This is a genomic window from Rhodococcus sp. 05-2254-6, from assembly GCF_002258565.1.
GTDB lineage: Bacteria > Actinomycetota > Actinomycetes > Mycobacteriales > Mycobacteriaceae > Rhodococcoides.
The window spans coordinates 1-12,005 of the sequence record NZ_NOZF01000187.1 but is presented as its reverse complement, the minus strand read 5'-3'; the positions used below and the strand labels follow the sequence as shown (position 1 = coordinate 12,005).

Annotated in this window: 11 protein-coding genes; 4 read left to right on the top strand and 7 right to left on the bottom strand. The window is 65.8% G+C overall.

Annotated features, from left to right (window positions below):
• Position 1: 1 nt before the first annotated feature.
• The 5 genes from CH256_RS26175 to CH256_RS26155 all read right to left on the bottom strand — a co-directional run bounded on the left by CH256_RS26175 (position 2) and on the right by CH256_RS26155 (position 7,776).
• Positions 2-1,180 carry a M24 family metallopeptidase gene (locus tag CH256_RS26175; RefSeq protein ID WP_179272239.1) on the bottom strand — a complete coding sequence of 393 codons (1,179 nt, stop codon included), beginning with the start codon at positions 1,178-1,180 and terminating at the stop codon, positions 2-4.
• A 223-nt stretch (positions 1,181-1,403) separates the two neighbouring features.
• A complete protein-coding gene (locus CH256_RS26170; RefSeq protein WP_230596661.1) occupies positions 1,404-2,117 on the bottom strand; it encodes a GntR family transcriptional regulator in 714 nt (237 codons plus the stop codon).
• Between the two features lie 15 nt (positions 2,118-2,132).
• Positions 2,133-3,605, bottom strand: coding sequence for an NAD-dependent succinate-semialdehyde dehydrogenase (locus CH256_RS26165; RefSeq protein WP_094671328.1), 1,473 nt, complete (start codon positions 3,603-3,605; stop codon positions 2,133-2,135).
• Complete coding sequence (locus tag CH256_RS26160) at positions 3,602-6,457, bottom strand: FAD-binding and (Fe-S)-binding domain-containing protein (RefSeq protein WP_094671367.1); 2,856 nt, start codon at positions 6,455-6,457, stop codon at positions 3,602-3,604. The genes CH256_RS26165 and CH256_RS26160 overlap by 4 nt, the downstream gene beginning before the upstream one ends.
• A 53-nt stretch (positions 6,458-6,510) precedes the next feature.
• Positions 6,511-7,776, bottom strand: a complete 1,266-nt coding sequence (locus CH256_RS26155) for an aspartate aminotransferase family protein (RefSeq protein WP_094671326.1) — start codon at positions 7,774-7,776, stop codon at positions 6,511-6,513.
• Positions 7,777-7,915: 139 nt separating this feature from the next.
• Here CH256_RS26155 and CH256_RS26150 point away from each other — a divergent pair, with 139 nt between their 5' ends.
• The 3 genes from CH256_RS26150 to CH256_RS26140 are packed head-to-tail and all read left to right on the top strand — an operon-like array spanning position 7,916 to position 9,612.
• Complete coding sequence (locus CH256_RS26150; RefSeq protein WP_373454882.1) at positions 7,916-8,743, top strand: ribokinase; 828 nt, start codon at positions 7,916-7,918, stop codon at positions 8,741-8,743.
• The gene (locus tag CH256_RS26145; protein WP_094640214.1) at positions 8,740-9,198 is read left to right on the top strand and encodes a helix-turn-helix transcriptional regulator; all 459 of its coding nucleotides are present in this window, start codon (positions 8,740-8,742) and stop codon (positions 9,196-9,198) included. Before CH256_RS26150 ends, CH256_RS26145 begins: the two co-directional genes overlap by 4 nt.
• A 9-nt stretch (positions 9,199-9,207) precedes the next feature.
• Positions 9,208-9,612, top strand: a complete 405-nt coding sequence (locus tag CH256_RS26140) for a VOC family protein (RefSeq protein ID WP_068052456.1) — start codon at positions 9,208-9,210, stop codon at positions 9,610-9,612.
• A gap of 22 nt (positions 9,613-9,634) precedes the next feature.
• Here CH256_RS26140 and crcB (CH256_RS26135) read toward each other — a convergent pair whose 3' ends face one another.
• Both crcB (CH256_RS26135) and crcB (CH256_RS26130) read right to left on the bottom strand, forming a co-directional pair.
• A complete protein-coding gene (crcB, locus tag CH256_RS26135) occupies positions 9,635-10,009 on the bottom strand; it encodes a fluoride efflux transporter CrcB (protein WP_094671322.1) in 375 nt (124 codons plus the stop codon).
• A complete protein-coding gene (gene crcB / locus CH256_RS26130; RefSeq protein ID WP_082898928.1) occupies positions 10,006-10,425 on the bottom strand; it encodes a fluoride efflux transporter CrcB in 420 nt (139 codons plus the stop codon). Before crcB (CH256_RS26130) ends, crcB (CH256_RS26135) begins: the two co-directional genes overlap by 4 nt.
• Before the next feature lie 107 nt (positions 10,426-10,532).
• Between crcB (CH256_RS26130) and CH256_RS26125 the strand changes: the two genes are divergently transcribed.
• Positions 10,533-12,005: RecQ family ATP-dependent DNA helicase (locus tag CH256_RS26125; RefSeq protein ID WP_143536681.1), on the top strand; the 1,473-nt coding region annotated here is incomplete at its 3' end.

Sequence of the window (12,005 nt, the reverse complement as noted above, 5' to 3'; positions counted from 1 at the left end):
CTCACTCCTTCGTCAGTAGTTCTCGGGGGTATGCGGTGAAGGTTTCGAGGCCGGTTTCGGTGACGCGAACGGCCTCGGATACCTCGTATCCGTAGTCGTCCATCCACATTCCGCCGATGATGTGGAAGGTCATGTTTTCTGCGAGCACCGTGTCGTCGTCGGTGCGTAGGCTCACGGTGCGCTCACCCCAGTCGGGTGCGTAGGCGATGCCGATCGAGTAGCCGATGCGCGACGGTTTGTGCAGTCCGTGCTTGGCCAGGCTCGTGTTCCATACCTGTGCCAGTTCGGTCGCGGTGACGCCTGCCTGCACGGTCGCGAGCACGTCGTTCAATGCTTCTCCGGTGGACTTGGCGAGGTAATCCATACGCGGACTGGGCTTTCCGAGCACGATCGTGCGCGCCATGGGGATGTGGTAGCGCCGAAACACTCCGGCCAGTTCGACGACGGTGGTCTCGCCCCGCACGAAGGGTTGATGCGACCAGGTCAGATGTGGGGTGTCGGCTCCGGCACCGGTGGGCAGCATCGGGACGATGGCCGGATGGTCGCCGCCGAACTCCTCGGTGCCGCGTACTTGTGCGTTCATGATGGCCGCGGCCGCGTCGCACTGCCGTTCACCGACCGAGATCGATTGGTATGCAGCGAACATCGCCGATTCGCAGACTTTCGCAGCGCCGCGCATCAGGGCGATCTCCGCGGGCGATTTGACCACGCGCACCCAGTTGATGAGCTCGTAGGAGTCGGTGAAGCGATATTCGGGCAGCGACTTCACCAGTGCCTCGAAAGCCTTGGGACTGAAGTAGTACGAGTCCATCTCCAGCCCCACCTGGCCGTGCTCGAAGTTGTTCACCAACCCCAGTTCGCGCAGTTTCGCGGCAACCCAGACGAACGGGTGCGTGTCCTTGCGCTGCACGAACGTTTCGGGATAGCCGAACGTCCGATCCTGCGGCAGCCACGACGTGCGGAACGCGCCGTTGGCGTCCATCTCGCGGGCGAAGAAGTACATCTCTCCCTCGAGGGGCACGTACAGCATCTGCGGGGTGTAGAACGAGAGCGCGTTGTATCCGAGCAGGTAGTAGAGGTTCGCTGGATCGGTGACGATGAGCGCGGTGAGGTTCTGCGCTGCCATCCGCTCGCGGACGGCAGCGAGCCGGAAGGCGTACTCCTCGTCGGTGAACGTGATCGGCGTGCTGTTCGGAACATCGGGGTACCGAGCGAGGCCGGGAGCGGCCCGTCCTGTGGTCTCGTCGGGTCCGAGTGCGGTGACGTAGGCGGCGTCGGGTGAGTCGTTCACGGGCACCCCCTTCAATGAGGTCGGTTTAGTAGATTGTTGACAATCAGGCTAGGCGCTGTCGTGAGAGGTTCGCAAGACTTCGGATGTAAATGCTGTGTTGCCGGACCGGCGACTATCCAGGAGTGGCCAGTGCCGAGTGTTCGGCCTGCTCTTCGACCATGGCACGGGTCAGGTCGTGGATGGCGGTGTCCATGTGCTCGTGCACGCCCTTTTCCAGTGCGTCCCAATCCGATCCGAGCAACAGGTCGACGATCAGCTGGTGTTCCTCCACCAACGCCTCCGGCCGGTAGTACGCAGTTTCGAGGTTGGCCATGCAGATACGTGCCTCCGCCGCGAGCGTGGCGTACATGCGCGACATTCGGCTGTTGCGCGTCGCCGCGACCAGTGCGGTGTGAAACGCCAGATCCCGTTCGGCAAGACCTCGCCAATCCGCCCGATCGATGAACGGCTGCATCTGCATCACGATGGCCGAGAGCTCGTCGGCAGCCGACACCAGGCGCGCACGGTCCCCGTGCACCAGAGTCCACGCGGCACCGACCTCGATGGCCGCGCGGGATTCGTAGATCTCGGTGACATCCTCACTGCTCAGCTCGACGACGAACACGCCGCGATTTCGGTAGCTGACGAGCAGCCCCTCCTGATTGAGGCGCTGCAGCGCCTCCCGCACCGGTCCCCGCGAGATCTCGAGTTCCGCGGCGACGTTGGCCTCGTTGATCTGCTCCCCGGGGGCGTAGGACCCGTCGATGATGCGGTCGCGAATCTGGTCGGCAATGACCATCGACGTGTTGCGTGCGTCGATGGGCGTCAATCGTCTCGAACTGGGCATGATCGAAAACCTCTCTCAGCCTCGGGGAATGGCGAAGTATTTGTACTCCAGAAACTCGTCTATTCCGACTTTTCCGCCCTCACGGCCGAGTCCGGACTGTTTGACGCCACCGAACGGCGCAGCCGGATTGGACACCAGACCCGTGTTGAGGCCGACCATTCCCACCTCGAGGCGCTCCCCCATCCGCAGAGCCCGGTCGATGTCCTGGGTGAAGACATATCCGACGAGTCCCCATTCGGTGTCGTTCGCGAGGGCGATCACCTCGTCCTCGGTGTCGAACGGGACGATTGCGGCCACCGGTCCGAAGATTTCCTGGGACATCAGATCCGACGCCGCATCGACATCGGTGAGGACCGTCGGCGGGTAGAAGTAGCCGGGTCCGTTCGGAGCCGCTCCCCCGACGATCGCACGTGCGCCACGCCCGAGGGCGTCGTCGACGAGTGTCTGCACCTTGGCGCGGCCCGCCTCGTCGATCAGCGGACCCACCTCGGTTCCGTGCGCACTACCGGCCCCCACCGACAGCGCACCCATGCGCTCGGCGAGCTTGTCCGCGAACTGCGCTGTGACACTGCGATGTACGAAGAACCGGTTGGCGGCGGTGCACGCCTCACCCATGTTGCGCATCTTGGCGACCATCGCACCGTCCACGGCGCGGGCGAGGTCGGCGTCGTCCATGACGATGAAGGGTGCGTTGCCGCCGAGCTCCATCGAGGTGCGCATCACCGTCGACGCAGCTTGCTCGAGCAGAATCTTGCCCACCGCAGTCGATCCGGTGAAGCTGATCTTGCGGGCCGCACCGCTGCTCATCCACGAGCCCACGACACCCGACGCGTCGGTGGTGGTCACGACGTTGACCACTCCCGCCGGAACACCCGCGTCGTGCAGGATTTCCGCCAGGGCCAGTGCGGTCAGCGGCGTCTGCTCGGCGGGCTTGAACACCACGGTGCATCCCGCAGCCAACGCCGGTCCGATCTTACGAGTTCCCATGGCCAACGGGAAGTTCCACGGAGTGACGAGAATGCACGGACCCACCGGTGCCCGGGTGACCACGATGCGGTTCTTGCCGTCTCCGGTGAGGGTGTGATCGCCCGAGATGCGCACCGCTTCCTCGGAGAACCAGCGAAAGAACTCGGCACCGTACGCCACCTCACCACGAGCGTCGGCCAGTGGCTTTCCCATTTCCGCGGTGATGATCTCAGCGAGCTCCTCTTGCCGCGCCATGATCAATTCGTATGCTCTGCGCAGGATTTCGCTGCGTGCCCGCGGCGCAGTCGCGGCCCAGTCGGCGGCGGCATCGACCGCTGCGGCCATGGCGTTGTCGGCATCGACGATGCCGCCGTCGGCGACCCTGGCGATGACCTCGCCGCTGGCAGGATCGACGACATCGAAGCGGGCATCGGATGCCGCGGCAGTCCACGCGCCTCCGACGAACAGTTCGGTCGGAGCAGTGATCTCCGGACGCGTGAGGCTGGTCGAGCTGGCGGTCATGGCCGCGGTCCTTTCGTCGAACGTGGATCGAGTACTTGCGCCAGGTGTACGGACGCATCGCTGGTCAGGTCACCGGTGAGTTGCCGCACCTGCATGTGGCAGGAGAATCCGTCGGTCAGAATCGGGTTATCGGGCTCGGCGGCGCGAACCGCCGGGGCGAGGGCCTGCTCGGCCACGGCCATGCTGAGCTCGTAGTGCCGAGACTCGAAGCCGAAGTTTCCTGCGACCCCGCAGCATCCGGTGGCCTCGCGCACCGCCTCGATACCGACGGCGGCCAACGCCGTGCGCTGGGTGGCGTTGCCGAACACCGCGTATTCGTGGCAATGGGTCTGCACCGTCACCGATTCGGGAACCTCGGCCGAGGGCACCCACCCGGCAGCGGCCTGGTCGATCACCGCGCCGGCGAAACTCTGCACCCGCGCCGCGACCCGTCTCGCGGCCGCGGTGGGAACCAGCTCCGGCATGTCCTTGCGGAACGCCGCGGCGCAGCTCGGTTCGGTGACGACGATGGGTCGGTCGGTGCCGTCGTCCAGTGCAGCAACGGCTTTCGTGAGGTGCTTGCGGGCGGCCTTCAGCTGGCCAGTCGAAATCCAGGTCAGGCCACAGCACACGTCGGTCCGGCATTCGGTGCTGCGGCCGGAATCCTCGAGCACGCGCTGCGCTGCGCCCGCGACCTCGGGCCGAAAACCCCGGGTGAACGTGTCGACCACCAACACCACGTCGGCGGCGCGGCCTCCACCGATCCGTATCTCGTCAGCAAGTTCCTTCGCCGACGCGAAGCGCGGCAACGGCCGCTCGGTGGTGAGCCCACCGAGTCGAGCGGCCAGCGCCGCGATGCGCGGGGTGAGCAGACGGTTGAGCAGCGGTGCCGTTCGCTGTGTCACCTTCAGCCAGCGAGGCAACCAGCCCAGCGAATAGTGCGAGAGCGGCCGCAGTCGCCCCGCATAGTGATGATCGAGGAACTCGGACTTGTACGTCGCCATGTCCACGCCGACCGGACAATCGGACGAACAGGCCTTGCAGGACAGACACAGGTCGAGCGATTCGGCTACGTCCTTCGATGCCCATCCGTCGGCTACGGTCGGCGAACTGCGCACCATCTCCTGCAGCACTCGGGCCCGGCCGCGCGTCGAATCCTTCTCGTCGCCGGTCGCCCGGAAACTGGGGCACATGACGCCGCCCGACGTCGTACGACACTTGCCGACACCGACACACGACTGAGTGGCGTGGACGAACGGATCCAGATCTGCCCGCGTTCCGATCTGGTGCAGATCGAAGGTCGTCTTCCATTCCCGCAGCGGGATGCCCTGCAACATGAGGTTGTCCATCATCGGTTCCGGATCGGTGATCGAACCCGGGTTGAGAATCCCGCGGGGATCCCAGATGCGCTTGAACCGCGCGAAGGCGTCGAGCATGCGCGGTGAGTACATCACCGGGAGCAGTTCCGACCGGGCCCTGCCGTCACCGTGCTCGCCCGACAGGCTGCCCCCGTGCTTGACCACCACCCGCGCGGCAGCGCGCAGGAAGTCGTACATCACCCGTCGTCCGGCGTCGGTGCGCTGATCGAACGTGATGCGCACGTGCATGCAGCCCGCACCGAAGTGTCCGTACATCACGCCGGTCAGATCGTGTTCGGCCAGAAGCGAATTCAGGTCGGCGAGGTAGGCGGACAGGTTCTCGGGTGCGACGGCGGCGTCCTCCCAGCCACCCCAGGACTCGACTCCGCTGGCGAGTCGAGTCGCCAGACCTGCGCCGTCCTCACGTACTCGCCACAGCGCTGTTCGATCGGCCGGGTCGGTGACGATGCGGCCTTCCTTCACGCGGCCGAGACGACCGAGCGCCTCGAGCAGACGGGCCGCTTTGTCCTCGACCTCGGCCGCATCGGCCCCGTCGAGGTCGACGTAGAGCCACGCGTTTCCCGCAGGCAGACCGCGGATGGAATCCGGTCCGCGCCGATACTCCATCGTCTGGGCGATGTTGTCGTCGATGCCCTCCACCGCGGCAGGCGAGAACTCGAGAATGGCCGTCACGTCGGCGGCAGCAGCCACCACGTTCTCGTATCCGAGGCAGAGCAACAACGCCGCCGGAGGCACGGGAACGACGGCGACGGTGACCGAAACGATCACCGCGCACGTGCCCTCGCTCCCGACGAGTGCACGAGCAACGTCGAATCCGTTCTCGGGCAGTAGATGCGAGAGGTGAAATCCGGACACCTGTCGCGGTATGCGGCCCAACTCGACCCTGAAGAGCGCGAGGTTGTCGGCCGCGAGCGACTGCAACTCGCGCGAGATACGTTCGGCTGCATCGGTTGCCGCCGCATCCTCCGAATGCACTGCCTCCACACCGCTACGGGTCACTCGAAGTAGGTGCCCGTCGGCGGTGACCACGTCCATGGCCACCGTGTGGTCGGCTGTTCGTCCGTAGCGCACCGAGTGATTGCCGCACGCGTCGTTGCCGACTGCCCCGCCCACCGTCGCGCGTGTCTTGCTGGACGGGTCGGGTGCGAAGGTGAACGCCCCCGAGGTACGCGCCACCAGTTCACGCTGCAACTCCGAGATCACGATTCCCGGCTCCACCACCGCGGTCCGCGCGTCGGTGTCCACCGAGATCACGCGATTCATGTGGCGGGAGAAGTCGATCACGATTCCGCGGCCGATCGCGTTGCCAGCCATGGACGTTCCGCCGCCGCGGCCGATCACTGCGACACCCGCGGCCCCGCACAGCATCATCACGGAGGCAACCTCGTCGGCGCTACGGGGGAAGACCACAGCCGCAGGCGGAATTCGGTAGTTCGAGGCGTCGTAGGAGTACTCGGCGAGCCGTCGAGACGAATCGTCGATCTCGATACCCATCTCCAGCACTCGCTGCACGAGTGCCGGCACCGGGGACCGCACCGGAGCAGACGTCACAGTACGTTCTTCAGCGTGCGCGACAACGCGTCCAGGCCCTGCCGCATCTCGTCGTCGCTCACGATCAGCGCCGGGATGATCCGGACCACGTTGCCGAGCGCGCCGCAGGTCAGCAGCAACAACCCCTCGTCGATCGCACCCTGCTGCACGCGCAGGGCGGCCGCAGCATCGGGATTGCCTGCGCTGTCGACGAATTCGAGTGCCTGCATCAGGCCGAGTCCACGTGCATCACCGATGGCGGAGTGCTCGGACTTCAGTGCCAACAGGCCGTCGAGCAGAACTCGGCCCTGCGCGGCAGCGTTGTCGACCAGACCTTCCTCACGCACGACGTCGAGCGTGGCGACACCCGCGGCAGCGGCGACGGCATTGCCGCCGTACGTGCCGCCCTGCGACCCGGGCCACGCCTTGCCCATCAACTCCGTCGACGCCGCGATGGCCGAGATCGGGAATCCACTGGCCAGACCTTTCGCGGTGATGACGATGTCGGGCGTGATGGTCGAATGTTGGTGGCCCCAGAACTTTCCGGTGCGCCCGACTCCTGCTTGGACCTCGTCGACGATGAGGACGATCCCGTGGGTGTCCGCCCGTTCGCGAAGTCCCTCGAGAAACTCGGGAGGCGTGGGCAGGTAACCGCCGTCACCGAGTACCGGTTCGATGATGAACGCAGCGGTGTCTGCGGGGCTGGACATCGTCATCAGCAGGTAGTCGAGTTCCTTGAGCGCAAAGGCGACCGCGGTGTCCATGTCCCAGCCGTACCGGAAGGCGTAGGGGAACGGTGCTATGTGCACTCCGCCCATGATCGGTGAGAATCCGGAACGGAACTTGGTGCCCGCGGTGGTCAACGACGCGGCCGCTACCGTGCGTCCGTGGAACCCCCCGTGAAAGGCGATGATGTTGGGCCGTCCGGTTGCCATGCGCGCCAACCGAATCGATGCCTCGACGGCCTCGGACCCGGAGTTCGCGTAGAACACGCTGTCCAGCCCCGCGGGCAACACCTCGCCGAGCTTGTCGGTCAGCGCCAGAAGCGGCTGATGCATGACGGTCGTGTACTGCGCGTGGATGATCTTGCCCACCTGCTCGCGCGCGGCCTCGACCACGCGGGGATGGCAGTGCCCGGTACTGGTGACGCCGATACCGGTGGTGAAGTCGATGTACTTGCGCCCGTCCGTGCCAATGATCCAGCTGCCCTTTCCGTGATCGACGACGATCGGGGTCGCCTGCTTGAGTGCCGGGCTGAGGTGGGTGCGAGTCGACGCTGTCATGCGTGCCATCGTCACTCACCGAATTCAGATTGTCAACAATCTGCAATTGGCAGTTCGGGGTCAGGGCCGACTGCCGGAGCGATACAGTTCGTCGGTGTCCGCTTCGAACCCCCGCATCGTCGTTCTCGGCAGCATCAACATGGATCTGATCACCCGGACCCCCTCCCTGCCCGACCCCGGCGAAACAGTGCTGGGCACATCGTTCACCACCTCACCGGGCGGCAAAGGCTCCAACCAGGCCATCGCCGCCGCCAAGGCCGGCGTTCCGGTGTCGTTCATCGGAGCGGTCGGAGACGACGAATTCGGTGAGACACTGCGCCGAACACTGTCCAGCGCGGGCGTGGACGACCGAGCGCTGCGTACGGCACCGGGTTCGAGCGGAATTGCCGCCATTTCCGTCGATGATTACGCCGAGAACAGCATCGTCGTCGTCCCCGGGGCGAACGAACACGTTCGGGACCTCACCGACAACGACCTCGCCGTCATCTCCGACGCCGCTATCCTGTTGTGTCAGTTGGAAATTCCGCTCGATACCGTGGTGACTGCATTCGAGTACGCCCGCTCTCGCGGCGTGGTGACGATACTGAACCCGTCACCGGTTCAGGATCTACCCGACGCCCTGGTGGCGGCCACCGACGTGCTCGTGGTCAACGAAGCCGAGGAAGCCCGTCTCGGAAACCGAGTGAACGAAGTGGCGCACGTGATCACCACACTCGGTGCCAGAGGCGCTCGATACCGCGGCTCGGAATCGTTCGAGGTCGCCGCTCCGCGCGTCGACGCCGTCGATACCACCGGGGCCGGGGACGCATTTGCCGGAGCACTGGCCGCGTCCTGGTTCGACGGCCCACGTAAGGCCGTCCAATGGGCCTGCGCTGCGGGATCTTTCGCCGCGACTAGACCGGGTGCGAGTACGTCCTCCGGTACTCGCGAGGACATCGACGCACTCCGAGATACGGCCGCAGGATGAATGCCCCCGACCTCGAGGAGCTCCAACTTCTACGTCGCGCGCGAGACCGGATGGATCGCGAATTCGCCGAGCCACTCGACGTCCCCACGCTGGCCCGCACGGCACTGATGTCCACCGCGCACTTCGGTCGCCGCTTCCGCGAGGCCTACGGCGAGACGCCCTACGCACATCTGATGACTCGACGGATCGAACGCGCCAAGGCCTTGCTGCGCCGCGGCGATGTGACCGTGACCGAGGCGTGCTTCGCGGTGGGCTGTACCAGTCTCGGATCGTTCAGTTCGCGGTTCACCGAGATCGTCGGCGAGACGCCGAGCGCATACCGCGCCCGCGACCACCGCGACAGCCGGGCGGTGCCGACGTGCACGGCCATGATTCTGGGTCGGCCGATGCGCGGCACCGTGGCTGCCACCAAATCGAGCAGAATCGAAGAAGCATCGAGGGTCGGGGCGTCCTAGCATTTCCCCATGTCACTTTCACTGAGCCACGTACACGTCTATACCGACGACCCCGATGCCTCGTTGGCGTTCTATCGCGACGCTCTGGGACTCGAGGTCAAGAGCGAGGTCGCCAACGACGGCTACCGCTGGATCACTCTGTCCACCGACGACCAACCCGAGATCGAGATCGTACTGTCGCAGCCCCACGCGGGCCGGTCGCAGGAACTCGGCGATCAGATCGCGGCCCTGCTCGCCAAGGGCGAGCTTCCGGGCCTGCTGTTTCGTGCCGACGACCTCGACGCGGCCTTCGAGAGAATTCGCGCGGCGGGCACCGCCGAGATTCTGCAGGAGCCGACGAGTCAGCCGTGGGGTGCGCGCGACGCGGCATTCCGTGACCCCGCCGGCAACATGGTGCGCGTCAGCCAGGCATGAATTCGTCCTCGCGTCGACCGTCCTACATCGACGACGCGAGCGCCAGGCCGCCTGCGCACGCGAGCACGGACGCGAGCACGGTGACTGTCACGTTGACGGCGGCATCGCGTCGACGCCCCTGCTGTAGCAACCGCACCGTCTCGACACTCGCCGTGCTGAACGTGGTGTACCCGCCGCAGAACCCGGTACCGATGACGGCTTGAACGTCGGTGGAGCCGGCTCGGAACATCACCCATCCGGCCAGCACACCCAGCAGAAACGATCCGGACACGTTGATGCCGACCGTCGCCCAGGGAAAGCTCGTCCGCGCCGCGAGAGAAGACTTCACTTCAGCGTCGACGACGAAGCGAAAGACTGCCCCCAACCCGCCGCCCGCCGCGATCCACAGCGCGATCATCGAATCACCCTGCCTGCCAACACGATTCCAGCCCAGGCTGCAAGTATTCCGAGAATCACGCTGACCACTGCGTACGCCAATGCCAGCCCGGTGAACCCACCTCGAATCCCGTCCACCGTCTCGAGGGCGAAGGTGCTGTACGTGGTGAACGCACCGCAGAAACCGGTACCGAGCAGCAGCCGTAACCTGCGCCGAACTCCTGCGTCGGGCCCGCCGCGAACCAGCGACTCGAGCAGAAGTCCGAGCACGAACGCACCGGCGATGTTGATCCCGAAGGTGGCCGTCGGCCATTGCGACGCCGAATGCGGAAGCTGCTCCTCGATCACGTAGCGGACAGCCGTGCCCGCCGCACCGCCGACGAACACCACGGCCAGTGCCCAGAGGTGACGGTGAACGGGGCCCTGGTCGGCCGGCATCGAATCGGAATCGGGATCGATCACCGCTGGTCCTCTCGGGCTGCACGGTCCGACCGTTTCCGACCGGCCCGCGTTGGATGTCGGTTGCTTGCTGCACGATGGAGCCTATGACAACGACCACGGAGCCCACGACCGGGAACTTGCGCGCGAGCGCAGAAGAGTTGTTGCGCGAACTCGCCGGCCCGGCTGCGGTGCTGCGGGAAGACCAGTGGACGGCCATCGAGGCCCTCGTCGTGCACCGGCGGCGGGCGCTGGTGGTGCAGCGGACCGGTTGGGGCAAGTCGGCGGTCTACTTCATCGCGGCGAAACTGCTTCGCGCACAGGGCCTCGGTCCGACGGTGATCGTCTCTCCACTGTTGGCGTTGATGCGCAACCAGGTTGCCTCCGCCGAGCGGGCGGGCGTCCGTGCTGCCACCATCAACTCCGGCAACATGACCGAGTGGGACGAGATCCATCAGCAGGTCGCCTCGGGCGAGCTCGACGTGCTGCTGGTCAGTCCGGAGCGATTGAACAACCCGGATTTCCGCGATCAGGTGCTGCCGTCCCTGGCAGGTGATGCGGGCCTGGTCGTGGTCGACGAAGCACATTGCGTCTCCGACTGGGGCCACGATTTCCGGCCCGACTATCGACGTATCAGAACCCTGATCGCCGAGTTGCGCGACGGCATCCCCGTGCTCGCGACCACAGCAACGGCGAACGACCGCGTGGTGGACGACGTAGCGGCACAGCTGGGTGTCGGCGGCGGCGACACGCTCGTACTGCGCGGCGGGCTCGCACGCGACTCTCTGCGCATGGCCGTGGTGAAGATCGACAACGCCACCGAACGGGCGGCGTGGCTCGCCGATCACCTGAAAACGCTGCCGGGTTCGGGAATCATCTACACGCTGACGGTCTCGGCCGCGAAGGACCTCGCAGCGCTGCTCACCGATCAGGGCCACGTGGTGGCGTCCTACACCGGTCAGACGGATCCGACCGAGCGCGAATCGCTCGAAGGTGACCTGCTGGCCAACCGAGTCAAGGCCCTCGTCGCCACCTCCGCATTGGGGATGGGCTTCGACAAGCCCGATCTCGGCTTCGTCGTGCACATGGGGGCACCGTCGTCTCCGATCTCGTATTACCAGCAGGTAGGCCGAGCCGGTCGCGCCACCGAGCGCGCCGATGTGGTGCTGCTGCCCGGTCACGAGGATCGCCAGATCTGGAGCTACTTCGCCTCCGTCGCATTCCCCCGCGAGCATCTGGTGCGGCAGGTCATCGATGCCCTGAACACCGACAAGGCCCAGTCGACGCAGGCGCTGGAGCCCTTGGTCGAGCTCAATCGCAGCAGGCTGGAGATGGTGCTGAAGGTTCTCGACGTCGACGGCGCGGTCAGACGCGTTCGTGGCGGTTGGATGGCCACCGGGGAGCAGTGGACGTACGACGCGGGACGTTACGAGCGTCTCGAACAGGCCAGGGACCGCGAACAGCAGGCCATGATCGACTACCAGGGCACCGACGGCTGCCGGATGGAGTTCCTGCGGAGGCAACTCGACGACCCGGATCTGGGCGCACCCGGTAGCGAGTCCGACAGGTGCGGACGGTGC

Excerpts from the sequence above, each read along its gene's own strand:
- crcB (WP_082898928.1), bottom strand. The coding sequence starts at position 10,425 with ATGCCGGCCGACCAGGGCCCCGTTCACCGTCACCTCTGGGCACTGGCC.
- CH256_RS26160 (WP_094671367.1), bottom strand. The coding sequence starts at position 6,457 with ATGGGTATCGAGATCGACGATTCGTCTCGACGGCTCGCCGAGTACTCC.
- CH256_RS26155 (WP_094671326.1), bottom strand. The coding sequence starts at position 7,776 with ATGACAGCGTCGACTCGCACCCACCTCAGCCCGGCACTCAAGCAGGCG.
- CH256_RS26170 (WP_230596661.1), bottom strand. The coding sequence starts at position 2,117 with ATGCCCAGTTCGAGACGATTGACGCCCATCGACGCACGCAACACGTCG.
- CH256_RS26140 (WP_068052456.1), top strand. The coding sequence starts at position 9,208 with ATGTCACTTTCACTGAGCCACGTACACGTCTATACCGACGACCCCGAT.
- CH256_RS26165 (WP_094671328.1), bottom strand. The coding sequence starts at position 3,605 with ATGACCGCCAGCTCGACCAGCCTCACGCGTCCGGAGATCACTGCTCCG.
- crcB (WP_094671322.1), bottom strand. The coding sequence starts at position 10,009 with ATGATCGCGCTGTGGATCGCGGCGGGCGGCGGGTTGGGGGCAGTCTTT.
- CH256_RS26150 (WP_373454882.1), top strand. The coding sequence starts at position 7,916 with ATGGATCTGATCACCCGGACCCCCTCCCTGCCCGACCCCGGCGAAACA.
- CH256_RS26145 (WP_094640214.1), top strand. The coding sequence starts at position 8,740 with ATGAATGCCCCCGACCTCGAGGAGCTCCAACTTCTACGTCGCGCGCGA.